Source organism: Leptolyngbya sp. PCC 6406, assembly GCF_000332095.2.
Taxonomy (GTDB): Bacteria; Cyanobacteriota; Cyanobacteriia; order Phormidesmidales; family Phormidesmidaceae; genus PCC-6406.
This window is the reverse complement of sequence record NZ_KI913949.1, coordinates 3,102,410-3,125,951: the sequence shown is the minus strand read 5'-3', so window position 1 is coordinate 3,125,951 and position 23,542 is coordinate 3,102,410. Positions and strand designations below refer to the sequence as shown.

The 23,542-nt window shown below is 56.4% G+C and carries 23 protein-coding genes; 8 read left to right on the top strand and 15 right to left on the bottom strand.

Annotation, left to right across the window (positions count from 1 at the left end):
• Positions 1–40: 40 nt before the first annotated feature.
• Together LEP6406_RS0213850 and ebsA are read right to left on the bottom strand one after the other, a co-directional pair.
• Positions 41–1,129, bottom strand: a complete 1,089-nt coding sequence (locus tag LEP6406_RS0213850) for a phosphotransacetylase family protein (protein ID WP_008313702.1) — start codon at positions 1,127–1,129, stop codon at positions 41–43.
• A gap of 653 nt (positions 1,130–1,782) precedes the next feature.
• Positions 1,783–2,163 (bottom strand): type IV pilus biogenesis protein EbsA, encoded by a 381-nt coding sequence (gene ebsA / locus LEP6406_RS0213845; protein WP_036028444.1) that lies wholly within the window; start codon positions 2,161–2,163, stop codon positions 1,783–1,785.
• A 706-nt stretch (positions 2,164–2,869) separates the two neighbouring features.
• On the opposite strand from ebsA, the gene LEP6406_RS0213840 reads away from it, so the two are divergent.
• Positions 2,870–4,270 (top strand): glycosyltransferase family 2 protein, encoded by a 1,401-nt coding sequence (locus LEP6406_RS0213840; RefSeq protein WP_008313700.1) that lies wholly within the window; start codon positions 2,870–2,872, stop codon positions 4,268–4,270.
• 51 nt (positions 4,271–4,321) lie between these two features.
• Here LEP6406_RS0213840 and LEP6406_RS0213835 read toward each other — a convergent pair whose 3' ends face one another.
• The 3 genes from LEP6406_RS0213835 to sigC all read right to left on the bottom strand — a co-directional run bounded on the left by LEP6406_RS0213835 (position 4,322) and on the right by sigC (position 8,499).
• A complete protein-coding gene (locus LEP6406_RS0213835) occupies positions 4,322–4,897 on the bottom strand; it encodes a DUF2808 domain-containing protein (protein WP_027269119.1) in 576 nt (191 codons plus the stop codon).
• A 121-nt stretch (positions 4,898–5,018) separates the two neighbouring features.
• On the bottom strand, positions 5,019–6,815 hold the full coding sequence (locus LEP6406_RS0213830; RefSeq protein WP_027269118.1) for a phosphodiester glycosidase family protein: 1,797 nt from the start codon (positions 6,813–6,815) through the stop codon (positions 5,019–5,021).
• A 352-nt stretch (positions 6,816–7,167) separates the two neighbouring features.
• Positions 7,168–8,499 (bottom strand): RNA polymerase sigma factor SigC, encoded by a 1,332-nt coding sequence (gene sigC / locus LEP6406_RS0213825; RefSeq protein ID WP_008313692.1) that lies wholly within the window; start codon positions 8,497–8,499, stop codon positions 7,168–7,170.
• 419 nt (positions 8,500–8,918) lie between these two features.
• Here sigC and LEP6406_RS0213820 point away from each other — a divergent pair, with 419 nt between their 5' ends.
• Positions 8,919–9,572 (top strand): CHRD domain-containing protein, encoded by a 654-nt coding sequence (locus tag LEP6406_RS0213820; protein ID WP_008313690.1) that lies wholly within the window; start codon positions 8,919–8,921, stop codon positions 9,570–9,572.
• Between the two features lie 389 nt (positions 9,573–9,961).
• Here the strand turns inward: LEP6406_RS0213820 and LEP6406_RS0213815 are convergent, their stop codons facing one another.
• The 3 genes from LEP6406_RS0213815 to recA form a co-directional block, all read right to left on the bottom strand.
• The gene (locus LEP6406_RS0213815) at positions 9,962–10,345 is read right to left on the bottom strand and encodes a cupin domain-containing protein (protein ID WP_155834817.1); all 384 of its coding nucleotides are present in this window, start codon (positions 10,343–10,345) and stop codon (positions 9,962–9,964) included.
• Between the two features lie 462 nt (positions 10,346–10,807).
• Positions 10,808–11,383: a thioredoxin family protein gene (locus tag LEP6406_RS0213810; RefSeq protein ID WP_008313686.1), complete on the bottom strand. Its 576-nt coding sequence runs from the start codon at positions 11,381–11,383 to the stop codon at positions 10,808–10,810.
• Positions 11,384–11,387: 4 nt separating this feature from the next.
• Positions 11,388–12,434, bottom strand: a complete 1,047-nt coding sequence (gene recA, locus LEP6406_RS0213805) for a recombinase RecA (RefSeq protein ID WP_008313684.1) — start codon at positions 12,432–12,434, stop codon at positions 11,388–11,390.
• Positions 12,435–12,594: 160 nt separating this feature from the next.
• Between recA and xseA the strand changes: the two genes are divergently transcribed.
• Together xseA and xseB are read left to right on the top strand one after the other, a co-directional pair.
• Positions 12,595–13,872 (top strand): exodeoxyribonuclease VII large subunit, encoded by a 1,278-nt coding sequence (gene xseA, locus LEP6406_RS0213800; protein WP_008313682.1) that lies wholly within the window; start codon positions 12,595–12,597, stop codon positions 13,870–13,872.
• 112 nt (positions 13,873–13,984) lie between these two features.
• Complete coding sequence (gene xseB, locus LEP6406_RS0213795; RefSeq protein ID WP_008313680.1) at positions 13,985–14,218, top strand: exodeoxyribonuclease VII small subunit; 234 nt, start codon at positions 13,985–13,987, stop codon at positions 14,216–14,218.
• Positions 14,219–14,279: 61 nt separating this feature from the next.
• Here xseB and LEP6406_RS0213790 read toward each other — a convergent pair whose 3' ends face one another.
• Positions 14,280–15,002, bottom strand: coding sequence for a hypothetical protein (locus LEP6406_RS0213790; protein ID WP_008313678.1), 723 nt, complete (start codon positions 15,000–15,002; stop codon positions 14,280–14,282).
• A gap of 510 nt (positions 15,003–15,512) precedes the next feature.
• Between LEP6406_RS0213790 and LEP6406_RS0213785 the strand changes: the two genes are divergently transcribed.
• Both LEP6406_RS0213785 and LEP6406_RS0213780 read left to right on the top strand, forming a co-directional pair.
• A complete protein-coding gene (locus LEP6406_RS0213785; protein WP_027269116.1) occupies positions 15,513–15,707 on the top strand; it encodes an NblA/ycf18 family protein in 195 nt (64 codons plus the stop codon).
• A 279-nt stretch (positions 15,708–15,986) separates the two neighbouring features.
• Positions 15,987–16,874, top strand: a complete 888-nt coding sequence (locus tag LEP6406_RS0213780) for a universal stress protein (protein WP_008313674.1) — start codon at positions 15,987–15,989, stop codon at positions 16,872–16,874.
• Here LEP6406_RS0213780 and menB read toward each other — a convergent pair.
• A complete protein-coding gene (gene menB, locus LEP6406_RS0213775; protein ID WP_008313672.1) occupies positions 16,871–17,704 on the bottom strand; it encodes a 1,4-dihydroxy-2-naphthoyl-CoA synthase in 834 nt (277 codons plus the stop codon). The genes LEP6406_RS0213780 and menB overlap by 4 nt on opposite strands.
• Before the next feature lie 187 nt (positions 17,705–17,891).
• On the opposite strand from menB, the gene hemJ reads away from it, so the two are divergent.
• The gene (gene hemJ / locus LEP6406_RS0213770) at positions 17,892–18,512 is read left to right on the top strand and encodes a protoporphyrinogen oxidase HemJ (RefSeq protein WP_317133836.1); all 621 of its coding nucleotides are present in this window, start codon (positions 17,892–17,894) and stop codon (positions 18,510–18,512) included.
• A 121-nt stretch (positions 18,513–18,633) separates the two neighbouring features.
• Here hemJ and LEP6406_RS28115 read toward each other — a convergent pair whose 3' ends face one another.
• Together LEP6406_RS28115 and LEP6406_RS0213760 are read right to left on the bottom strand one after the other, a co-directional pair.
• Positions 18,634–18,987: a CU044_2847 family protein gene (locus LEP6406_RS28115; protein ID WP_155834692.1), complete on the bottom strand. Its 354-nt coding sequence runs from the start codon at positions 18,985–18,987 to the stop codon at positions 18,634–18,636.
• 52 nt (positions 18,988–19,039) lie between these two features.
• Positions 19,040–19,864, bottom strand: a complete 825-nt coding sequence (locus LEP6406_RS0213760) for a class I SAM-dependent methyltransferase (RefSeq protein WP_008313665.1) — start codon at positions 19,862–19,864, stop codon at positions 19,040–19,042.
• A gap of 58 nt (positions 19,865–19,922) precedes the next feature.
• Between LEP6406_RS0213760 and LEP6406_RS34815 the strand changes: the two genes are divergently transcribed.
• Positions 19,923–20,054, top strand: coding sequence for a hypothetical protein (locus LEP6406_RS34815; RefSeq protein ID WP_008313664.1), 132 nt, complete (start codon positions 19,923–19,925; stop codon positions 20,052–20,054).
• Here the strand turns inward: LEP6406_RS34815 and LEP6406_RS28110 are convergent.
• The 3 genes from LEP6406_RS28110 to LEP6406_RS0213740 form a co-directional block, all read right to left on the bottom strand.
• Positions 20,051–20,347, bottom strand: a complete 297-nt coding sequence (locus LEP6406_RS28110; protein ID WP_008313662.1) for a hypothetical protein — start codon at positions 20,345–20,347, stop codon at positions 20,051–20,053. The genes LEP6406_RS34815 and LEP6406_RS28110 overlap by 4 nt on opposite strands.
• 189 nt (positions 20,348–20,536) lie before the next feature.
• Positions 20,537–21,337 carry an NYN domain-containing protein gene (locus tag LEP6406_RS28105; RefSeq protein ID WP_008313660.1) on the bottom strand — a complete coding sequence of 267 codons (801 nt, stop codon included), beginning with the start codon at positions 21,335–21,337 and terminating at the stop codon, positions 20,537–20,539.
• Between the two features lie 1,018 nt (positions 21,338–22,355).
• Entirely contained in the window at positions 22,356–23,522 is a 1,167-nt protein-coding gene (locus LEP6406_RS0213740) for an NAD(P)/FAD-dependent oxidoreductase (RefSeq protein ID WP_008313658.1), read from the bottom strand.
• Positions 23,523–23,542 lie beyond the last annotated feature (20 nt).

Genomic DNA, 23,542 nt, shown 5'->3' with positions numbered 1-23,542 from the left:
CACGCGGATCGCAGTAGGCAACCCTGGGCCTGAGCCCTGTCTATGCGATCGCAGGGGGAGGCAGAGCTAACAGGGACATCAGCCGCACAATATCCACCTCCTCCGCCATCAATTCCCGTACCAGACGGACCTTGTCGGGGTTATTGAGGGGCACATGACCAAAGAGGGCATCAATACTCTCTACGGTAGAGAGAGTATCTGTTGCTACCGTCAACACCGGAACCTCCTTGTCCCGTGCCAGATCAATAACATCTTTCGCTGGCGCAATCTGACCCGTCAGAATGAGACAGTGGGTCGAGGTTTCTAGGGCAGCAATCTGTAAATCCCGCCGATCTCCCCCAGTTACCACCGCCTGATGGTGGCCCTGGCTAAAGAATCGTAGGGCGGCATTGACATTCATTGCCCCAATTTTCAAACTTTCCACTATGAGGTCAAGATGGTCTGCGCAGCACAATACCTCCGCATCTAGGTGCCGCACAATCTCACTGACCCGCATCCCTCGCAAAAAGGGCATGTGGGGTAGGGTCGCTACAACAGGAATGCCCCGCTGCTCCAGGTAGGGCACGACCTTTTCACTAACCCAGACCGCGTCATCCTCTGCTACGCCATTGATCACCACCCCAATCAGCGCTTCTCCCAAGCGTCCCTGGGCAGAGATGAGCTGGTCCACCATTTGCCGGGTGTAGCGCATCACTAACAACACCGAGGCATCTAAGGCTGCTGCCATGTCTGGCAGCGATAGCTTGACTAAGGCTCCCTCCTCTAGGGTAGAAGGGCCTTCCAGCAACACCACATCCCCGGTGCAATCATCCCAATATTTCTGAAGGTCACTGTTGAAATCTGGCTCTCCCCCGGCCCCAATCTGCTCCGCCAAGACCTTTTCACTCAAGGATATAAGGGTAGGACGGCAGGCTTCCGGGGTTAACCCCAGAATGGTCGGAATGAAATTGAGATCGGTATCGGCCAGCCCTATTTTTTCCCCAGACACCTGCACCGAAGCCAGAGGCTTGCCATAGTTCAATGCTAGTCCTTGGGCCTGAAGCTGAAATGCGATCGCTAGCACCACCGCTGACTTGCCGCTACTGGCTTCCGTCGAACCGATAAGCAAATGCTTAACTAATTTGGGCACTCCCTCTGCTCCTCACCGATGCTTGCATAACTCTGGACTGCCCTTCCCATTCTGCCACCCCCTTGGAATGTTCCCAATGTCGTTCGCCATAACTTCCCCTATGCTGGGCGTTGCTGCCAAGCTGCCAATCCCCATATCTTCTCCGCATGCGACCATCCAGTAGGGGTTAAGCCATAGTTAAGTATGGTCGGTTGGGGCTAATTGCAGCTAGCCCCAAATCCCATTGCCAGAACTCGGGAGATCACCGGCTAAAACAGTACTTTGCGGCATAAATCCAATATCATTCCATCGCGCAGGCTGGGCTCATTGGCTGACTGTGCCGCAGACCTTCGGCTGAGCCTGTCGAAGCCTAGACTGCGGCAAGTAGGACCTGGCGCGACATTGATAGGTCAGTTATTTCCGCCCACTAGTAGGATGCGTTAGGTGAAACCGTAACGCATCGTAGTGGATCGACACAGCTAAAGTAGTGCATTACTTAGGGTGGGCTTTGCCCACCAACAAGGAATTCGCTGGAATTTCTAAAGCACAGTTTTAGCTATGTCGTACCAGTAGGGCGTTCAACTCGGATTGATGCGTTACACTGCCGCTCTATTTACTAAGGCAGGAACCCTTGTGTGACATGGAATTCCCTTTCCGCCTTCTGACTTTCTGGACTAGTCATCCAGACGCAGGAGCTTGCGATAGAACCCTTTAGAAAAGTCCGCCTCGCGTTTTTGTCGTAGGGCTACCACCACATCAAAGAGAAAATCGACAAATTCAAAGGTCGCCATGGTGATTTCGTAGCTTAGATCGGCATCGTCATCAAACTGAAGCCGACAGCGCGTTAAGTCCGCCGGCAAGGAAGAGATATTCCAGGTCGCTAGGAAGGGAATGCTGGAGCCCCCTTCAATCACCCGTTCCCCCTCTAAGTTTCCGCGCTTGTAAAGGCCGATGGCGTAGGGCAGGGCATTGCGCTTTGTACCCTGGTAATAGGGCATGTATACGCCAATATCCTGCTTGCCAGCGGGTTTGATCTCGTCAAAGGTTATCGTCATCGCGTCCACCGGTCCTATCATTACCACCTGCGAGATGGGTCACCCAATCGGGACCGCCCCATCAGGCCGCTATCATCAACTCAACAATCTACACAGATCTCTAAATGAGATCCCCGGAATGGCTCGGGCAATGCCCTCAGTGATACCACAAGGTCGGATACTGTGAACCTCCAGATCCCTGGGAATAGGGATCTATACGTCTAGACAAACTGTCTTCAGCAGGATCCGGATGCCCTGGATCTCTATCGGCACCGTTCCTGAAGTCCATTTGTGGGGGGCCATAACCCGTTAGGATAAGGGTTGGCATCCCTAGGAGGGGCGCTATTTTGGGATTCGTCATCTGATGTCTGGAGTCGCCATGGGGATCACAAAACCAGAGAAAGACCCAGAACAACTAGATTGTCTTGAGCGTAACGGGGCTGTTCTGATGCTATGCCTCCCTTAAGAATCAGGGATAAGATTTCCTGTAGAGGGTACCCAGAGCATCCATTGTTCAGAACAATTCCCGTAGCAGATATTTGGACTTTTCCAGAATTGGAAAAATTGATCTTTCCCAGGTTTGGGGCAAGGACAAGGGGTGAGCGATGGTCCCAGATCAGAGACCATGATTGGCCTATTCCATTGGCACCTAAGGATAGGAGCCTTGGTCAGCGTTGTTGCAGAAACCTAGGATTGAGGGTCATTCAACAGGAGAGAGAGTGCAGCCATGATTAACGGGGCTCAATCCACTATTAGCCAGCCCATTCCCTTTCACCAAAATCCCTTTCCGGGGCTGTACGGGCGTCAGTTCAAAGCTGGAGTCGTCCTCGTAGGGCTATGGCTGGCTACCATTGGGCTGCATCTCCTGGCCTGGGGACACTGGCTGGTCTACGGATGTACGGTGTTTGCGGGGTTGCACCTTGCCCGACTGCTGTTTGCCCCCATGGAAATCCTGCCAGTAGGGCTGCCAGGAAGGGATGCGGCCTTCGCCAGCGGTGGGGAGACTCCAGACTTAACCCTCTGGCCCGCTGTATCCATATTAGTAGCGGCTAAGAATGAACGGACGGTGATTGGTCGTCTTGTGGAATCCCTCGTCAGTTTGGACTATCCCGTGGAACGGTTTGAAGTCTGGATGATCGATGATCACAGCACTGATGGTACGGCAGAACTACTGGATCGACTCGCTGCTCAGCAGGCGAACATTCGTGTGGTGCACCGCAGTGACCAAGCGACGGGAGGCAAGTCTGGAGCTTTGAATGAGGTCTGGCCCCAGGCTCGGGGGAGTGTGGTGGTGGTCTTTGACGCCGATGCCCAGGTGCCTCCAGATCTGCTGCTGCGGGTAGTGCCCCTGTTTCAGCGGAAATCGGTGGGGGCGGTGCAGGTACGAAAAGCGATCGCAAATGCTGCCACGAATTTTTGGACTCGGGGTCAGATGGCAGAGATGGCCTTCGATGCCTACTGTCAACGGCAGCGGGTTGCGGTAGCGGGAATTGGAGAGCTGCGGGGTAATGGTCAGTTTGTCCGGCGGGAGGCGCTGGAAACCTGTGGGGGCTGGAATGAGGCTACTATCACCGATGATCTCGATCTGACGTTTCGCCTCCATCTCACGGGCTGGGATATTCCGGTGGTTCTGTTCCCAGCGGTGGAGGAGGAGGGGGTGACCCAGTTCAAGTCCCTGTGGCACCAGCGCAATCGTTGGGCGGAGGGGGGCTATCAGCGCTATCTGGACTACTGGCGACTATTAACCCCTCGCCGTTTGGGTCTGAACAAGACTGTAGATTTATTTTTCTTCTGGCTGATTCAGTACGCGCTGCCCACGATGGCGCTACCGGATCTAATGATGGCGGTGGCCCGCACCCGCCCTCCGGTGTTGACACCTCTTTCTAGTCTGGTGGCCACCTTTTTGATGGTGGGTATGGTGAAGGGGTTGCGGATTAGCCGGAAGGAGCCTTGGCTGATATCCGGCGTAAATGCGGTGCGGGGCATGATCTACATGTTCCACTGGCTGGTGGTGATGCCGACGGTAACTCTCCGCATGGCGCTGCGCCCTAAGCGACTGCGCTGGGTGAAGACGGATCACCTGGGGTTGGAGGAACCGCCCTTCGTTGGAGCTTCTGTCTCGGAGTAAGGGACAGGTGATTGGTCCATTCTGATGTGATCAATCACCAATCACCAACCCCTAAAACAGCCGAAAGGGGCGATCGCGGCTGTAGATGTGCATTCGGGCGGTGCCGACTCGTTGCGATCGCACTAAGTCTCCTGCGGGACTGGCTTCTAGTTCAAATAGATAAACGCCTTCCCAGAGCGGATTCTGAACGGGTCGTAGGGCCACGGTGATGTCCTGTCCCGGTGCGGCGGGTTCCGCCAGTGTCAGGGTAAAGCGCTGTTCGTCCCGGTCATAGGTGGCGGTCGCCACGGGGATGGCTTCGCCGCGATCGCCGTAGGTTCCCTGAAACGCTGCTGTCTCCTCGAGCCGATACCGCAGACCCTGGGGGCTGCCTTCGATCAGGGTAATGTCAAGGGTTGCCAGCGCTTCCTCCGCCTCCTCTGGCAGGGTGATGGTGAAGTAGTAGGTGACGTTGCGGGCTCCAGTCAGATCTCGGCTGGCCCTAAACTCCGCCAGTCGGGGCGGGCTGGTAAAGGCAACGGTACCGTCGGGGAACTGCACGGCGGGGGCGGGGGGCGGTAAGAGACTCGGTGCGATCGCAAGCATCAGCCCCAACCCTGTCGCTATTGTCCAGTGTCGATTTCCCATGGGTTCTTCCCAGTGCATCTCTTCCATTGTGACAACAGCGCCGCCCAGTGTTGTGCTGCCGGGTATTGCGCCGCCGGGTATTGCGATGGTCTTTGACCGGCCTCTGGCCATCGCAGATCCCTTACGGAGTGATGTAAACCCCGAGGGCATTGTGGATGCGGCCTACCGTCTGGGGATGACGATTGATCAGGGTACCCCCCAGATAGAGACTGGCGGAACTGCCGCCGTCTAGGTTGAGAGCATCAACGCTGCCCAGTTGGGCCATGATCTGGGCCGTCTCGGTGAGGGTGGGGCCGCGCCCACCGGGACTGTGGTGGATGGCTACGAGCAAAATCTGTCCATCCCCGGCGATACCAATGGCACTACGGGGGGCTGCCTGGGTGGCAAAGGCGTCGCTAAAGCCCTCTGTCTGGGGATTGAGGACCATACGTTGATCCTTGAGTAATAGGGGACCGCCGCCCATGGCGTGGGGCAAGTCGATGAATTCGGGGGGGCGCAGGTCAGGGGTGAGGGTCACCGAGGTGCCAGGGACTAGCGATCGCGCTGCTTCACTAAAGGAGCGCACCGCTAACAGATAGCCATCGATAGGAATCGGCACCGATCCCTGCCCCGCCGCGCCCCCAGGGCTTTGTCGCGCCACTTGATTTTGGCCCACACTCACTAGGGTTTCGCCGTCCAGGATGGGGCTGTAGGCACTGCCCCAATCGGGGGTATAGAGACCAATGCCCGCCTGTACATAGCCACTGTTGATCTGCCCGACGGTGAAGCTTTGCCCCTGACGGGTGGTGAGGGTATGGGCTAGGAAAAGGCGATTCATCACCGCCCGCCCTTGGTCATTCCACGCGATCGCACCCCGGTTCAAAATCGGCCCGGAAATCCAGCGGCCATCGCGGCGCACCGCCCCCAGGGGAAGCTGATTATTGCGGTTAAAGAAGCCCGCATTGATGGCGGCGACGGCCTGATGCCGTTGGGCCAAGGTGATAAGGGGTGTAATGCCCGGTACTTGGGGCTCACTGGCCCACAGAGGCCGCAGCGCCACGCCAGATTGGCGCAGGTTCAACCGTACCTGATGGACGGAGAAGGCCCGGTTACCCACAGATACCATTCCCGCCTGCCAGCGCACACCGGGAGCCCAGAGAATATCGCGGGGCAGGGTGTCTTGACGCACATCAATGACAATGCGGGGGGGATTGGACAGGCTCCACACCCGCACCCGCGCCTGGGTATCTACCTGGCCCTGAAGCACGAGTTGGCCGCCCCCGGAGCGCACCTGCACCCCGCTGAGGGCATTACCTGGATCTTGCAAACTATTGGCAACAAAGCCTCCCCCCGTCTGCCCCGTGACAGTGAGGGTAAAGCGATCCTGCTGTTCTTCCAAGCCCCATAGGAGGGGGCGATCGACATCTAGAACAATGCGATCGCCCCAGCTCTGGCGACCCCGACGGGCAGCGAGCACCTGTCCGGTGGGGGCTTGTAGGGTAAGGGTTCCGTTATTGCTGGGGGTGAGCTGCCAATTATGCTGTCGTGCCCAGTCGGTGATATCCAGATAGCGGTAGCCACCGCTGTACCAGGGTGTTAGAGCTGTGGCGGTGTCGGAAAACCATTGGACGGGTTGCTGCTGGGGGTTTTGGGTATTTTGTAAATCCACCCCTAGGGTTTGCATCAGGGCGATATCAGCGATGCCAATGCGATCGCCCCGCTGTTGCCAAGGCACCGCCAGTCGCTGACTACCCACCACCACCGCCCCGCCGCTGAGGGCACCAGTGGGGTTGGGCGGAGTCATCTGGGCAATTTCAGGCGGCTCGGGAACTTGAGCGATGGCGCGATCACTCAAGCTCCCGAATCCGGCCTCACTGACGATCAGCAAGCCTAAGCCAACACGGAGTAGGGGATGGAGGATCATTAGGGATTTGTACACAAATAAAGTCCCATCAGTAGGGGGGGATGGGGTGGGGGGGTGATGGGAATTTTAAGTTTTGAGTTTTGAGTTTTGAATTAAATATCCCGTAGGGTGCATTCGCGAAGCAATGCACCGCAGAGATGCCGCGCCCAATGCAGGATGGGCTGTAGGGACGTGGGGTTGCGTGGCTAATGCAGGATGCGGCTGTAGGGGTAATCCCTGTCCTGTTCGCGAGGAGCAACGGAGCCGTATAGCCCTGTGGGCAATAGCCTCCGGCATGGCTACGCTAAGGCGGAGCCTTCCCGGAGGAAATAGAGGCAGGTGGCCGATATTGGGCAGATGGGGAGATATTCAATTGTACGCCCCTGATCTACCCCAGGGCTTCTAGGTAATCGCGCACCCGGTTGCGCCGCTTGGGTTGGCGCAGCTTTTGCAGCGCCTTGGATTCAATCTGCCGCACGCGCTCTCGGGACAGATCCAGCGCCCGCCCAATTTCCGCTAGGGAAAAGGGATTGCCGTCCCCGAGGCCAAACCGCAGCCGGATGACCTCCCGCTCTCGGTCGGTGAGATCCGCCATGAGCTGTTGCAGGTCTCGCCGTAGGGCTTCTCGCATCAGCAGTTCCTCTGGAGAAATGCTGTCGGTTTCCAACAAATCCCCCAGTTCCGTATCCCGCTCTTTGCCCACCTTGGTTTCTAGAGACACAGAGCGGGGCACCCGCAGCAACACCTCCCGCACTTGAGCGGCGGTCATATCCAGTTCCCGCGCCACATCATCTAGGGTGGGGGTACGGCCTTGATCTTGGGAAATCTTGCGCTGGGCCTTTTTAATCTTGTTGAGCTTTTCGGTGATGTGGACCGGGAGACGAATGGTGCGGCTCTGGGTTGCGATCGCGCGGGTGATGCCCTGACGGATCCACCAGTAGGCATAGGTACTGAAGCGATAACCCTTAGTGGGGTCAAATTTCTCCACCGCCCGCTCCAAACCGAGGGTGCCTTCCTGGATCAGATCCAGCAGTTCCAACCCTCGGTTTTGGTACTTTTTGGCCACGGACACCACCAGGCGGAGGTTGGCCTTGATCATGTGTTCCTTCGCCCGTAGCCCTTCCCGAATAGCCTCCTCCAGTTCCGCCACCGTCAGGCTGGCCAGTTCTGCCCAGTGACGTTTACCGCTAGAGAGAGTGGGCTTCAGGTCCACTACGGAAATACCCGCCGTTTCGGCCCAGCGTTCTAGGGAAGGGCGGTGGCCTAGGTGGGAGGTGAGGCGATCGCGGGTATCCATCAAGTGGACATAGCGTTCCAGGGGACCACTAGCCTGTGCCGCCGCACTATTGCGCATCTCTAGGAGTTGCATATAGCGCTGCACCATTTGGGCTTCGGACACTTCCTCATCCCGCCGCAGGAGGCTTACCCGGCCAATTTCCTGAAGGTAAAGCCGCACGAGGTCAGTGGTGCGGCGCGATCCCGTAATGCCGAGGGCGATGGGTTCATCCTCTAGATCCTCTTCGCCAGGAGCAGCAAAGGGGTCAAAATCCTCTGGCGGGGCTATGTCTTTTAGACCTGCGGTAGCAAGGGGCTTCATATCAGGAATGGGGTGGCGGGGTGAGTCCATCATGGTGACGTTTCGGTCGCTCCGGGGGCTGCTGGCTTTATTGTGCCCAGTTGTTTCAGACCAGGCATCAGGGTCATGGGTTCCGCCCCCCATCGGATTGGCCTCTAGGAGGCTAGGGCTGTAGCTAAGCCATACTCCGACGGGTGGGGCAAAAATTATGATGATTGGATCTACTCGCTGTTATCCCCAGTTTCCTGACAGTGTTGCTGCAATCTGGCCAAAATCTGACCGCCCTCCCTACTAACCTGTCCTTAAATTTGCCCGTCGATACATCCAATTCCCCCCTTGAGACGTACTTAAGGTTGAGTTCTCATAGCTACAGCCTTGGCCAATTTGCCGAGGAGGTCGGGTACCTCTCTGATACTGCTTGCCACAGACTTACCACAGCAAATAGGTTCGCAGTCTTGTCCTAACTGGATAACGGCTGTCCTAACGATTTTGGGGCCGACCCAGGGCAGGGCAAGCTGCTGTGAACTCGGGTCTGATTGTGATACTGAGTAAGGTTAAGAACCATGAATCAATTCAAACTTCGCCTCAAAGGGGTCGTATTGACCATCCTGAGCTTTCTGCTAGTCGTCGGTTTGGGAACCCCTGCCTTTGGCAGTGTCGTGACTCGTTTCACGGCACCCACCTCCCAGAATCCTGGGGATGCTCAGATGTTAAATGTGCAGGATGTGTTGGCCAGGGAAGCCGACCTGAATGTCAAAGCTGCGGAACTGGAATTCCTGGCCCAGGGGATTCCCAGCAGCGGGCTCAAGAAGTATGTGGCGGTTATGAGCGGTAGCGAGATTGTTCCCAAGGGGGTGAGAACCGATGCCCGTGGTGCAGTGGGGGCAGCCCTTGCAGGCAATCGTCTCATTGTGCGAGGGAGCTTCCGGGCGTTGTCTAGCGGCCTGCGGGACTATGCCACCGATCCGTTGGATCCTCCTAACCCCAACATTACCTCTGCCTTACATATTCACCGGGGTAGCCCCATGGAAAATGGGCCTTTCCAGTACGCGCTGGATGTCATGGTCAACAGTATGGGAACTGGCGGCAGCGCCACAGGGGAGTACACCCTCACTGATGAGCAGGTGGCGGCTCTGAATAACAACATGCTCTATGTAGATCTGCACACGACACGCTATCGGGCCGGAGAACTCCGGGCAATTTTGATGGAGTACTAGGGTCTGTGGACAATCAAATCTAGATTCCTTGCTATGGGGCGGTTACAGCCCCTAGCTTGCTTCAGTAGGGCGGGCGTGGTCATGTCTACCCCGCAAGGGTTTTCTCGTTAATTATCCACACGCCCTAGGGCTACTTAAAAACACAAAAGATACAACAAAGCCCCCAGCTATACTGCTGGGGGCTTTGTTGTGGGAAAGTCGCAGGTGGACCTAGTACTCTGCGGCGTAAATACCCTAACCGTTCTATCGTGATACACCTCGGCCCCTCACCCTAGCCCTCTCCCACAGGGAGAGGGAACCAGAAAATGTTGGGCTGAGGCGACAATAGTGGGCTGATTTACGCACTGCGGTACTAGACGACTATCGTGTCTGAATATCTTGATATAAGGTTATTTCTGATGCTGATTCGTGCGGGCATAGTCGTCTTGGAAGCGTACGATGTCGTCTTCGCCCAGGTATTCTCCATTTTGGACCTCGATCAGAATCAGGGGAATGACGCCGGAGTTCTCTAGACGGTGGGTCGTACAGGGGGGGACGTAGGTGGATTGGTTGGCAGTGAGCAAAATTTCCTGCTCACCACAGGTGACCTTAGCGGTACCCGCAACCACGATCCAATGTTCACTGCGGTGGTGGTGCATTTGCAGACTGAGGCGGTGACCGGGCTTCACCTCAATGCGCTTGATTTTGTAGCGGCTGCCTTCTTCCAGTACCGTAAAAGAACCCCAGGGCCGCAGCTCGGTGGCGGCGACGCTCTTAGGGGCAATGGCGGGCATGGGCAGGGTAGAGGGGGTTTGGATTCGTTCTTCTGTTCTAGGCACGGTGACAATGTCCTCCAGGGTCCGTAACACGGAACGTCTGTACAGTGTGATGGCTTGATCTCTAGGTTGCCCACTCGGAAGGTATCCCTATACCCATCAAGGGTGAGGAGTGGGGGGCTCAGGGCAGCTTCACCCTGTCTCAGGAACATTCCCGATGGGGGTGAATCTTGCCTGCGAAGAGGTCATTGGCGTAGTCGCCCCGAAGGGGCTAGAGCGGTCTTTAGGGCCATCCCGATTTGCTCGCAATCTGTGGGCTGGGGGTGAGCCCTGTTCGCCAATATAGCAATGGCCACTCAACAAAAAATATCCTAAATGGACTAAACCCGATCTCTGAACCAACTCTTTACGGAGACTGTGATCCCTTCAAGGGGACTTCATGAAAGTTGATTGAAGGAATCAATGCCATTCTGCGAAGGCTTAATAGTTCGGCTCGTTCCCCGGTGTCCATTTGATATTGCAGCCGATACTGGGTTTCTGGTCGGGGGAAACCGGTTGCCCTGCAATTACCTGATCTAGGGCGGCCCGCAGGTCTGCACCAGTGACGGGCAAGCCGTTGCTGGGACGGCTGCTATCCAGTTGACCACGATAGACCAAGTCGCGATCGCGATCAAAAAGAAAGAAATCCGGTGTACAGGCAGCAGTGTAGGCTTTGGCCGTAGCCTGGGACTCGTCGTAACAGAGGGGAAAGGTAAACCCCAGCTCTAGCGCCATCGCCTTCAGGTGCTCAGGACCATCCTGGGGATGGGTCTGGACGCTGTTGGCACTAATGGCGACAATGCCCACATTTTTGGGACCGTAGTCTTGCCCCAATCGGACCAATTCTCCCTGGACATGCTTGACGAAGGGGCAGTGCTTGCAGATGAACATAACCACAAGAGCGGCTTTGTCAGCGAAGGTGGCTAGGGTGATCGTCTCACCGGAGACCACATCCGGCAGGTGAAACTCGGGGGCCGGGGTACCTAGCGTCAGCATGGTGGAACTGACCATAGCCATGGCTTTACTCTTCCTCGTCTGCTACGGGTTCTGTGGGAATGCTAGTGCGGCCTATGGCAAGTTTTTCCCGCACAAGAGCTTCCAATTCCTTGGCCAGTTCCGGCTTCTCTTCTAACAGACGAATGGCATTGTCTCGCCCCTGGCTGATATTTTCGCCCTTATAGCTGTACCAAGCTCCCTTACGGACCACTACCGCGTGTTGCTCCGCCAGATCCATGATGCAGCCTAGGGTCGAGATACCCTGGCCGAAAATGACATCAAACTCAGCGATCCGAAAGGGTGGGGCCACCTTGTTTTTAGCCACCTTAACCTTGGCCCGGATGCCGTATTCCTCCGTCCCCTTCTTCAGGGTTTGAATCCGGCGAATGTCAAGACGTACCGAAGCATAGAATTTCAGGGCATTCCCCCCTGTGGTGGTTTCAGGATTACCATAGACAACGCCGATCTTCTGCCGGAGCTGGTTCAGAAAAATGACGGTGCAGCCAGACTTGCCAATGCTGCCGGTGATTTTTCGCAGTGCCTGACTCATGAGGCGGGCCTGCAAACCAACGTGGGAATCCCCCATTTCTCCCTCAATCTCGGCACGGGGAACCAGGGCGGCCACGGAGTCTACCACTACTAAATCAATGGCGGAGGAGCGTACCAATTGATCCACAATTTCTAGGGCAGCTTCCCCCGTATCGGGCTGGGAGACCAGCAGGTCTGCCACGTTTACCCCCAGAGCCTCGGAATATTCGGGGTCTAGGGCGTGCTCGGCATCCACAAAGGCGGCGGTGCCCCCCAGTTTTTGAACCTCCGCCAAGGCATGGAGGGCAAGGGTGGTTTTCCCGGAACTTTCTGGGCCGTAGATTTCAATAACGCGGCCCTTGGGTAAGCCGCCCCCTAGGGCCAGATCGAGGGTGAGGGCTCCGGTGGGGATGGTCTCTACCTTCATGCGACTGGCATCGCCCAATCGCATGATGGCCCCTTTGCCGAAGTTGCGCTCAATTTGGTTGAGCACCATGGTCAGGGCTTTTTCCTTCTCGGAGTTGCCAGTGGTGGTTTTAGCCATGGGAAGTTAGGTTCGGTGTCTCGTGGGTTAGGGGCCAAGGGAAACAGATCAGGGTTAGTTTAACCATAATCCCAGGGATTGAGTTCTTTAATTGTACATACGTTTGTACTAAAATCTCGGGGTATTCTGATAGGGATGGTCTAAGGGTGTTTTCCTAGGCATGATGTATTCCGATAATACTGTTACGCTTCCGGCGGAAACCCTGAGTGTAGGAGGGTTGACCGCCTACCTCCAGGATTTAATTGCCCAGGATGAACACCTGTTGCGCCTTTGGGTTATGGGGGAGGTGTCCAGTGCCAGTGACCGGGGCGGTCATCTCTTTTTTACGCTCCAGGAGCCAGATGGCACGGCGGCGGTTCAGTGTGTGGCGTGGCGATCGCTGCGATCGCGTTTAGCTGCCGATCCCACTCCTGGAGAGCAGGTATTGGTGTTGGGGCAGGTGCGACTCTACCCCCAGCGCAGTACGTATCAATTGATGGTGTTTCAACTGTTGCCAGCGGGGGCGGGTCTCCAAGCTCTGCGGCGACAACAACTCCAGGATCGCCTTCAGGCAGAAGGGCTCTTTGACCCTGAGCACAAACGACCTCTGCCCCGCTATCCCCAAACCATCGCCGTGGTCACCTCACCTCAGGCTGCTGCCTGGGGCGACATCCAGCGCACCCTGGGAGAACGGTATCCGGGGCTGCGGGTGCTCCTAGCCCCTGCCATCGTACAGGGCCACCAAGCGCCCGCTGCGATCGCGCGGGCAATGGACCTTGTCGCCCAAGATGGACGGGCCGAATTGGTCATCCTGGCGCGGGGGGGCGGGGCACGGGAGGATCTGGACTGTTTCGATGATGAACGGGTCGTGCGGGCCATCGTCACCTGTCCGGTGCCGGTGATTACGGGCATCGGACACCATCGGGACAAGTCCCTGGCGGATCTGGCCGCCGATTGCTGTGCCCATACCCCCACAGCGGCAGCGGAGCAGGCGGTGCCAGCCCTAGGGGATTTGTGGCAAGCCCATTGCCAGCGCCGTCAGCAGGCAATGACCACCTTCCAATCGGCGATGCAAATGCACTACGAGCGTGTAGCAGACGCCCGCCGCCGTCTGGGGCAACTGCGGCTAGATCAGCACCTCGAACAGGAGCAACAGCGACTAGGGTGGTTGAGACAGCGCTGGGTTCAGCGGGTGCGCTATGAACTCCAGTCAGCCCAGCGCCACTGTGATGCCCTTGGGCAGACCCTGCAAAGCTTGGATCCGGAGGCCGTGTTGCGCCGAGGCTATGCCCTCGTGCGTCAGCCTCAGACAAATACTGTGGTGGCCCACGTGGATCAGGTCCAGGTGGGGGACACCCTCCACATTCAGCTTGGGGTCGGGGCCGTCACGGCCCAAGTCAGCGCTGTGCATTCTGCTCACGAGGCTCAACCGCCCCCGACAGGGGATGATCGAGGATGATTTCAGTCCTTCCAAGGTCTACCGCCGCTGATTTCGCGTCAAGGGCTTCGTCAAGGATTTCCATATCCTCTGCAACGTTTCTATCTCCTAATATCACGCTTAATCAATCTCCATGGCTAAATCCCGCACTTCCGAATCCTGCGCCCCTGATCCCAATTGGACCTATGAGCAGGCGGTCGCCCACGTTGAGGAAACCGTTGCCCGTCTAGAGCAGGGTGATCTGCCCCTGGCGACGATCTTTGAGACCTTTGAGGCTGCCGTCACTGAATTGCGTCAGTGTGAGGCTTTTTTGCAGGAAAAACAGCAGCAGGTAGATCTCTTGATTGAAACCTTGATGGAGGAGTAAGGGATCAGCGGTTACCTTATTTTCCTGTGAGTCCCTTAGCAGGGGGCGCAGAAGGAAAGCCTTAGCGAGAAAAGGTCTGGTGCCGCCATTTGTTTAACTGCCGCTCTCCCACCGCCGCCAAGGACTGCTGGTGAGCCAGATCTTGCCGGAGTTGGGTTAATTCTTGCTGCTGGGCCTGGACTTCAGCTCTGAGGGCGGATTGGGTTGCGATCGCGGCCAGGAGTTGCTGTTGTAAAGCAGGCACCGGATCGGGCGCAGCGAATACCGCTACTACTGGCGGAGCAAGGGCAGATGGGGCCGCCAACCGTTGGGCTTGGAGGTCCGCCACCTGTTGCCGCAGGGCCAATAGTTCTGGATCTGGGGAAGCAGGGACCATAACAGGAGATTCCCCCATTAGCGCCTCGGGTGACTCTTCCGGATCTGGGGAAGCGGGGACCATAACAGGAGATTCCCCCGTGAGCGCCTCGGGTGTCTCTGATGCTGAATCAATGGCTATATCCTTGCCTGTATCTGCGACTAATCTTGGGGATTCAGGGGCATCCAAGATCTCCGGCGCGATGGTCAGAGCCCGGTCCAAAGGAAGCCTCTCGACCACGGTCATGCCTGCCGGGTCGGACACCAAACGTACTGCCCACTGGGGTTCTGTCGCCATCACTGTCCCCTGGCCCTGAACCAGACTCTCCACCAAAGCCGATCGGGATAACTCGGTATGAGTCGCTAACTCATCTAAAACCGCCACAGCGGCGGGCGTTAGGGATAAACTAACCTTTTTTTTACGCGCCATAAGTCTTTGAAGGATCACAAAATACCCCTGATGTCGGGATTGGTATGGCTTTGGGCCACTTGCTGAAGACACCAGGCACCTCTCTGATGCTTCGTGCCAAAGCAAATTCGCTCCCAGTCTTGACCTAATCAGACTGGCGGCTGCTTAGATCTGTTCAAGGGCTACTACCCCCTATCAGTGTAGAAAAGCCCTGACAATCCGCAGGGAATGCTTGACAAAATGGAACGCGCTGAGATGGACGGGTTCTGGCTTTTGGGGTTCAGAGTGAGCCTTTTTCCGCGAATGCCCTTGCTACAACAGCTTCAACTCAGAGGCCAGAAAGAATCTTTATCTTTTGACGAAAGTTTTGCACCTAAAAGTAACCAATTTGTCAAACGCTTGAAATATTTTGTAAGATTATTGCCATGGCTAAGCTTTCCGCAGGTAGCACGCTGCTGGAAGCCTCGCCCAATGGCAGTACAGCGATGGCGCTTGCTACTGCTGGTTGTCTCTCAAGGTGGAGTGAGTGTTATGGATGACCAACTGTCCCTCTCTCTAGAGCAGCAGTTTAACTTGCGGTCCTTTGAAACCCAGGTTCAGAAAATGAGCCGGGAGCAGGCCCAAGACTTTCTGGTCAAGCTCTATGGGCAGATGATGATGCGGGAAAGCATGTACAAGACCTTCCTGAAGCACGAGTGGGGGCTAGAGCCTCCCCAGGTTGCCTAGGGTTTGAGGTGCTGTTTTCTGCGTTCCAGTTAATTCTGGTTGAGTAGCCACCTCCCTCTCTTGCTTGGTTCCGCGAGAAACGAGCTGGGGATGATGGGGCGTCTACTTCTATCCAGGTTCTATCTAGACACTTAAAACCCGTGTAGATCTTTTTTCTTTGAGGCGTTCATCCAGAGACCATTGAGTGTAAGCCCCGAGCTGAAGCCATGGTTATTTGCTGGAACGTTGCTAGATGCATCATTATAATGACGCAACTGTCCATAGGACGCGCCGCCTACCATGTTTCAGCGTGCTTTGATCTGTACCGATTTTTCGGATGGTCTACATCGCCTCGCCCAAGTAATGCCTAGTCTGGTTGCGGGGGGACTGAGGCACATTACATTTTTCCATAATGTAGCCGTCCAGAGTGATCGCTCCATTCCTCGGGTAGATGAGGAGGCTATGGCTGAGGCCCACCAGCGTCTAGAGGCGCTCCTAGCGGATGTGCCAGCGGGGGCCGAGGTGGAGGTGCAAGTGATGTCGGGGCGACCTAGTGACAACATCCTACGCCAGGTAGAAAGTCAGAAGGCTGATGTGGTGGTGCTGGGAATGCCGACCCGGAGTCTGCTGACGGAGAAATTATTTGGTAGCACTACGATGGGGCTGGTGGACCGGACTCCGGTGCCCCTGCTGATCCTACGGCCCCAGTTACTTTCCACCTATACCCTGGGGGAGTTGGATCTGCGCTGTCGTAACTTATTTCGCTATCTGCTGATTCCCTACGACGGTAGCGAGAGCGCTGAGCGGTTGATTGACAATCTTCAGCACCATTTAGCAGACCCGGAAGAAAACCGGGTGCTGGATCGCTGTTTGGCAGTGTGGGTGGTGGATGATGCCATCCGAGAAGAGATGCGAGGAGACCATCCCCTGGAAGCGGCTAAGAAAAAGCTCGATCATTTGGGCACTGGCCTGCGCGATCATGGTGTCACTGTAGAGACGCTGGTCAAACAAGGGGATCCCCTGGAAGAGATTATGCGGGCGGCGGAGGAGTACGATATCTGCGCGATCGCGGCCTGCCACGGTAGCGCTGGCGGCTTCATGCGCTGGTCTGCCCCCAGCCTGACGCGGGAAATTCTACGCCGCAGTTGGCATCCCGTCCTCTACATCCCCGATCGCAAATCCCGTTAGGGCAACCAGGGATAGGGGCCAAAGTCTGGCGATCGCTTGTCTAGAAATGCCTGCTTGCCCTCTGCTCCCTCCTCCGTCATGTAGTAGAGCAGGGTGGCATTCCCCGCGAGTTCCTGAATACCTGCCTGCCCATCACAGTCCGCATTAAAGGCCGCCTTCAAACAGCGGATGGCCATTGGGCTCTTTTGCAAAATTTCCCGCGCCCACTGCACCCCCTCTAGTTCCAACTCGTCTACTGGCACCACCGTATTCACCAAGCCCATCTCTAGCGCATCCTGGGCGCTGTACTGGCGGCAGAGAAACCAAATTTCCCGTGCTTTTTTTTGTCCCACGCTCCGCGCTAAATAGCCTGCCCCAAAGCCACCATCAAAGCTGCCTACCTTCGGTCCCGTCTGGCCAAAGACGGCATTCTCCGCCGCGATGGTCAGGTCACAGATCACATGCAGGACATGCCCCCCCCCGATGGCATACCCGGCCACGAGGGCAATTACCACCTTGGGCATGGAGCGAATCAACCGCTGCAAGTCCAGTACATTCAGTCGAGGCATTCCCCCCTCGTCCACATAGCCCCCCTTGCCCCGGACACTCTGATCCCCTCCGGCGCAGAAGGCGTATTTCCCATCAGTGTGTGGACCGGCTCCCGTCAGCAGTACAACACCAATGGTGGTATCTTCGCGGGCATCGGCAAAGGCGTCGTAGAGTTCCACCACCGTCTTGGGACGAAAGGCGTTGCGTTTGTGGGGGCGGTTGATGGTGATTTTGGCGATGCCCTCGGCCTTGTGGTAGAGAATATCCTCATATTGCCGAGCCGCTTGCCACTGGATAGTCATAGGGTTCTGGGAAGTGGGGTTATGGATTAGCTTAGAGTGTTCCAGCTCAATACTGGGTGAACCCGCTAGAGCGTCCCTTTTTGTCCGCCCTAGGGAAAGCTGCTTGGGGCGGAATGCTCCTTCTCAAAACGTTAAGATCCAGTCCTGCCCCCTTCCCAAGAAGAATCCCCTGGCCGACAATACAGGATTGAAACAAGCTTACAAGCAAGCGATGATGGCCTATTCCTGGTTCAAAGCGTTTCACATTATCGGAGTGGTGGTCTGGTTCGCCGGATTGTTCTACCTAGTGCGGTTATTCATCTACCATGTCGAGGCTGAGGCCGAGCCAGAACCCGCCGCCACCATTCTGAAAAATCAGTACACCCTGATGGAAAAGCGGCTCTACCGTATCATCACCACCCCCGGCATGGTGGTGACGGTAGCAATGGCCATCGGCCTGCTGGTGTTGTCTCCCGACTGGCTGAAACAGGGATGGATGCACGCCAAGCTGGGTTTTGTTGCAGTGCTGCTGGGATATCACCACTACTGTGGCCGCCTGATGAAGCAGCTCTGGCGAGGGGAATGCAAGTGGAGTAGCCAGCAATTGCGGGCACTGAATGAAGCGCCGACCCTGTTGCTGGTGTTGATCGTGATGCTGGTGATCTTCAAGAACAACCTACCCATGGATACCACCACTTGGCTCATTGCCGGGTTGGTCCTGTTTATGGCCGTCACGATTCAGCTCTATGCCCGCAAGCGCCGTCTGGATAAGGAGCGGCAACAGAGCACCCCCCTATCAGATCCAACTCCCGAGCCGGTCCAAGGTTAAGCGCATTCAAGTTCTCCCGCCGTGCCAAGGCGGCTGTTGTCGAACAGGGCATCCCCTACCCGAGAATTCCCCCCATGGTGAACTGGGAGACATAACCTAATCTGCTTCTGGGGATTCCGCATTAAAGGGGATCCGCCTTCCATACCAACTTTACCCGCAGATTACCCTCTGCCCCACTGGCCGACACCAGCACCCCGGCCTGGGCATCCACTTTAATGCCAAACTCCAACTCAAATTCAGAGGGCTGTTTTGGCAACTTGGCTAGGGTCTCCGTGGTGCGATTAGCAAGCGCTTGAATAGTTCCCATGGCCTGTCCTAAGGCTTGGGCAGATTTGGTCGCCAACTCTTGGGGATGGGGTTTGGGCGATCGTAAGGCTCCGCCCCCACTGCTGAGTTCAAACAGAACAATCGCCTCGTCTGCGGTGGTGGTGATGATTTCGCTCTCCATAGCCCTCCTAGCCAATCTTTTGGTCATTATGCCAAGTCCTGGCCTCGCGATTTTCCTGCCCTGCTGAAAAATACCCTGACTACAGATGGGCTTGGGCCTGGATCCCCACAATCCCGTGGTAAATAGCCCAAGTATGAGAATTTTGAGCATATTGACAGTAGTGCTCCACATCTAGGGGACTGGCTTTGCCCGTGGCAGTGTAGAGGGTGGCCAACTGGCGGGCTGACCGGGCCATGATCTGAGCCATGGCGGAATTGCCCCGTACCAAGGGCGCATGATTGTCTACTGTCTGCACCCGTAACCCCAAGGTTTCTAGTCGTTGCGGCAATTGCAGGCTAACGGCAGGGTCGATACCTCGGTCTACAAAGGTCTGGAGAATAGCTTGGTTGACGCGGGTCATGGCAGTGGTCAGGGTCTCTGGAGTGATCGACCCGCCCAGATCAGCCGTCATCCCGGCAGGCCGTGCAGCTAAAAAGTCCGGCTCCTCTAGCACGAGCCAGCCCCCCGACTTCAGTAATCGCACCATCTGCTCCAAGGCCACCTCGACGGTAGGAATGTGGATGAGTACGAAGCGGGCATGGATCAGGTCAAAACTAGCCGCAGGTAGCTCCTCGGTACAAATATCGCCTTCGATCACCTGCACTGAGCCGGGTAATGCTCCCTTCAGAAAGCGGGTATCCCGATCCAGTGCCGTAACCTGACCTGAATCTCCCGCGATCGCGGCTAGCCAGCGGGTGATTGAGCCTGCTCCCGCCCCTACCTCCAGACAGCTCCAGCCCCCCGTCAGCCCAGTTTGCAGGAGTCGCCGCTGACTTTGGCCGTCAAACACCGCTTCGATCAGTTGGAGGCGTTCATATTCCGGCTTAGCCTGAGTGCTGGCAAACAGGTAGTCGGGTGTGGTCATGGGCTGTCCCCTGGGCTCGCTATGCTATTCAACAGCACACTGTACCGAGAAGAACGTCATGGATACAATGCCCTGGATGGATGGGCTGCTGGGTGGCCTCGCCCTCACTATTTTGGCGGGGGGGTTGTGGATGCTCTTCAGCGGCGTTAAGGACATGGGTGGAAAGGATTTCAAGCCTCCCCGCCGTTAAGCACGGCGATCGCGCTGAATGTCGTAGATGGCCTTTTCTACGCACCAGCGTTTGGATCGATTGGGATTGTCGAAGGCTAACCGCTCAATCAGTCGTTCTGAAACTCTGCGATCGCGGGTGAGGCGGTCCAATCTCCCCATCAATCGGGGAGAGACGGTGTCACTGGAGTGCGATCGCAAAGATTGCGGACTGGCCTGAACTCTAGGATTCTGTCTCCGACCCCGGAATCGTTGTCGATTCAACCACACAATCAGACACCCCAGGGCAATCAAAGCCAAAATGATTGCGTCCATCGCTTCAGCTATGTATCAAATATTCCCATCCTGACACAGGGCATCCCCGCTGAGGGAACCCAGAACCAATCTATCCTGCGTGCTCCATACCATGGCGCACACTGACACCTGATTAGGCTTGCTATACCAAGTCCAGAAGTGGCGTTTTCCCGCCGGGAAAACGCCACTTCTGGACTTGGACAAGATTTATTAGGTCCGTTCGATTAACCGAATCGTGGTTTTCCCATCCTGTTCTCGCACCTCGAACTGGGTGGGAAACCCTTTGAAATAGCTCACCCAGCGATTGACGTTGTACTGGGCCTTGAAGATTTTTCGCTGACTCAGGTAGGCACCAATGGATTTCACATCCGCCCAGCCGGTTTTGTTTTGGTGTTTTGTGACCGCATCAATGAAGATTTGCTCTGGGAGGGCATAGCTTCCGTTGCCGTTGCCCTGGGGTGTCCCCGCTGGCAGCAGACCATGGATATCTTCCCCTTTGTCTAGGGCGGGGTGACTGGCCACCGAGATCGCAGCTAGAGATGGCCCCGCAGATCCGATACCCTTGAGCTTACTGTCGTTGCCCCCGAGAGATACGAACTCCGTACAAGACTCCCGAAACACTAAAGAGGTGCTATTCAACCGACCGAAGCCAAAGACCTGAGATCCCGATGCCATTAACCGCACCACGAGGGGAGTGTAGTCGCTGTCCCCCGCCACAATACCGAAGATATCTGGCTGCATAGTTTGCAGTAGATCCATGGCGTCAATGGTGAGGGCGATGTCGGTGGCATTTTTCCCGGCCACATAGTCAAATTGCTGAACGGGGGTAATGGCGTATTTATGAAGAATTTTGGCCCATCCCTGGAGATGATCCTTTTTCCAGTTGCCGTAGGCCCGCCGCACTCTCACTGTGCCCAGATACTTGAGTCGATCTAAAATCACTTCGATTTTAGATGCAGGGGCATTGTCAGCATCAATCAAGAGGGCAATGCGGGTTGTCGAGCGCTCCATAGGGTAGTCCTTTCATAAGCAGGGCGACCACCTAGGCAATATCGAGGCCAATCGCTTGCCCATTCTCCAGGGTGGCTTAAGTCTTTCCTGAGAATTATCCTCAATCTTAAGTGGATCGAAAGTGGATTATATCTCTCTGCGAGTCATACCCTAGGGTACCCAAACTTGTCTCAAAGGAAGATGCCCAGCAGCGTGGCAGACTTGCGACAAACTTTGCTCCGAGAGTTCCAGTTCAATACTTGTTCAGCATGTTCATCAGCAATCCAGGGGATGCAATCCCTAGCCCAGCAAGCCTCATCGGCCTACACGGTTCCATGGGGCCACTGGGGGCGGCAATATTGATGCAATCCCTAGGCCAGCAAGCCTCATCGGCCTACGGGATGATTTGTAGATGGAATACGCTAACCCACCGCTGACCCTGCCTTCCTATTGACTTAAACGCAAAAAAAGAGGAGAACCGCAAGCAGTTCTCCTTACCATCAGGGTGCATCTACATAACACAGTATGCCATATATGTAAGGGGGGTGTCACCCCTTATTTGAAGTTTCAATAAAGTTTAGCGATGGAGGCTCAGGGACAAAACTGGGTAAAGCTCTTGGCCTTAGGGATCTGCGGGTACGTTATTTTCCTGCGAGTCCCTTAGGCAGGCATTACATCCTTTCCCACCCTGGGGTGTGCGCGCCTGAACCAATCAGCCTCTTGCTGGACAAGGCAAAAAAAAGGAGAACTGCAAGCAGTTCTCCTTACCATCAGGGTGCATCTACATAACACAGTATGCCATATACGTGAGGGGGGGTGTCACCCCCTATGGGCTTTTTGTGATGACTTTGTAACAATCTGGGGCTCGGAGCAGAGCAGCTTGGCGCTGCTTATCCTGCTTTTTTTCCAATAAGGCCCAGATGGGTAGCGCCAGATGGGTAGCGATAGTGTGACCAATGCCTGCTCCATACCTTAAAGGTTGACAAGGTGGCTCAGGCGCATCCAAGTCCCTTAGTAGAGGAGCTGTGCCATCCCGGAGCTAGCGTCCCGGAGCTACTGCCGCCATTATCGATACCGAGGCCCCTGTTGCCCATCGGGCAAACTGCTCCGCGAGTCCTGGTACCAAGATAAAGGGACCGCTGAAGCCCGAAAACACCGCCAACCCCTCCACCCCAGGAATCGGACCCGCTAAGGGCAAGCCATCGCGGCTAAAGGCTACGGTACAGCCCCGCCACTGCCCTGGTACTGAGACTAGATCAGGCACATATTGTTCAATTCCGTGGCGAATTTTAGCCTCACTCTCCATTGCATCCACCGTGGGATGGGGGTTGGTGTGGATGCGGCTGATTTGGCCAATGCGGCAGTGGCCATCCTGGAACTGCACCACCCCCACATCCAGAATGGGGGCCATCAGTTCTAGATCGCCCTTTTCCCAGTGGGGCTCAGTCTCCGGTAGGGTGGCCTCTTGCTCCAACGTCGATCGGGTCAGGTTAGCGGGCATGACTAGGGTGCGGAGGGTCAGGTCTAGGGGCAGTGTCTCGATCAGTTCGGCATAGGTAAAGTAGACGGGCACCTTGAGTCCGTGGGTCTGGAGGAGGGCGCGGGTATCTCCCCCTGCCGCGATCGCAACTTGCCCCGCTGCATAGGCTTGACTCGGAGTGAGGACACCCGTGACGCGATCGCCCACCCGCACGAGTCCCGTCACTGGCGCAATTACCCGCTGTCCTCCCAGCGCCTGCAAGCCTTCGTTGTAGGCCCGCACCAACGCAGTGGGGTTGACATGGCCATGGCGCACCGTCAGCGCCCCCCCAATAGCATCGGGATTCAACAGCGGTTCTAGAGCCACCGCCTCTGCCACCTCTAGGGGCACCGGAAGCGTCTCCACCCCAGCGTAGCCCTGGGCTACGGCGACAGGATCAGCCCCCACGGGCACCGTCAGCAGCAAATCCAACTCTCGTAGTTCCGTATCGACCCCGGTTTCCTCCAGCAGAGCGCGATGGCGGGCCATCCCCGCCTTGCAAAGTTGCCGAGTGAGGTCCGTCTTGCCCGTCCAGTGGGGAATGCCGCCGTAGCTGTAGAGGGTGGCACTGGGGGGCTGGGGACTGCGGTCTAGTAGGAGGACTGAAAATCCCTGACGGGCAAGTTCATAGCCGAGGGCGGCCCCCGTCAGACCGTTGCCCACTACAATCCAGTCGAAACTTGGCATGGGTTTAGAAGATGGTTATC

Excerpts from the sequence above, each read along its gene's own strand:
- ebsA (WP_036028444.1), bottom strand. The coding sequence starts at position 2,163 with ATGACGATAACCTTTGACGAGATCAAACCCGCTGGCAAGCAGGATATT.
- LEP6406_RS0213840 (WP_008313700.1), top strand. The coding sequence starts at position 2,870 with ATGATTAACGGGGCTCAATCCACTATTAGCCAGCCCATTCCCTTTCAC.
- LEP6406_RS0213835 (WP_027269119.1), bottom strand. The coding sequence starts at position 4,897 with ATGGGAAATCGACACTGGACAATAGCGACAGGGTTGGGGCTGATGCTT.
- sigC (WP_008313692.1), bottom strand. The coding sequence starts at position 8,499 with ATGGGGGGCGGAACCCATGACCCTGATGCCTGGTCTGAAACAACTGGG.
- LEP6406_RS0213820 (WP_008313690.1), top strand. The coding sequence starts at position 8,919 with ATGAATCAATTCAAACTTCGCCTCAAAGGGGTCGTATTGACCATCCTG.
- LEP6406_RS0213815 (WP_155834817.1), bottom strand. The coding sequence starts at position 10,345 with ATGCCCGCCATTGCCCCTAAGAGCGTCGCCGCCACCGAGCTGCGGCCC.
- LEP6406_RS0213810 (WP_008313686.1), bottom strand. The coding sequence starts at position 11,383 with ATGGCTATGGTCAGTTCCACCATGCTGACGCTAGGTACCCCGGCCCCC.
- recA (WP_008313684.1), bottom strand. The coding sequence starts at position 12,434 with ATGGCTAAAACCACCACTGGCAACTCCGAGAAGGAAAAAGCCCTGACC.
- xseA (WP_008313682.1), top strand. The coding sequence starts at position 12,595 with ATGATGTATTCCGATAATACTGTTACGCTTCCGGCGGAAACCCTGAGT.
- xseB (WP_008313680.1), top strand. The coding sequence starts at position 13,985 with ATGGCTAAATCCCGCACTTCCGAATCCTGCGCCCCTGATCCCAATTGG.
- LEP6406_RS0213790 (WP_008313678.1), bottom strand. The coding sequence starts at position 15,002 with ATGGCGCGTAAAAAAAAGGTTAGTTTATCCCTAACGCCCGCCGCTGTG.
- LEP6406_RS0213785 (WP_027269116.1), top strand. The coding sequence starts at position 15,513 with ATGGATGACCAACTGTCCCTCTCTCTAGAGCAGCAGTTTAACTTGCGG.
- LEP6406_RS0213780 (WP_008313674.1), top strand. The coding sequence starts at position 15,987 with ATGTTTCAGCGTGCTTTGATCTGTACCGATTTTTCGGATGGTCTACAT.
- menB (WP_008313672.1), bottom strand. The coding sequence starts at position 17,704 with ATGACTATCCAGTGGCAAGCGGCTCGGCAATATGAGGATATTCTCTAC.
- LEP6406_RS28115 (WP_155834692.1), bottom strand. The coding sequence starts at position 18,987 with ATGACCAAAAGATTGGCTAGGAGGGCTATGGAGAGCGAAATCATCACC.
- LEP6406_RS0213760 (WP_008313665.1), bottom strand. The coding sequence starts at position 19,864 with ATGACCACACCCGACTACCTGTTTGCCAGCACTCAGGCTAAGCCGGAA.
- LEP6406_RS34815 (WP_008313664.1), top strand. The coding sequence starts at position 19,923 with ATGGATACAATGCCCTGGATGGATGGGCTGCTGGGTGGCCTCGCCCTC.
- LEP6406_RS28110 (WP_008313662.1), bottom strand. The coding sequence starts at position 20,347 with ATGGACGCAATCATTTTGGCTTTGATTGCCCTGGGGTGTCTGATTGTG.
- LEP6406_RS28105 (WP_008313660.1), bottom strand. The coding sequence starts at position 21,337 with ATGGAGCGCTCGACAACCCGCATTGCCCTCTTGATTGATGCTGACAAT.
- LEP6406_RS0213740 (WP_008313658.1), bottom strand. The coding sequence starts at position 23,522 with ATGCCAAGTTTCGACTGGATTGTAGTGGGCAACGGTCTGACGGGGGCC.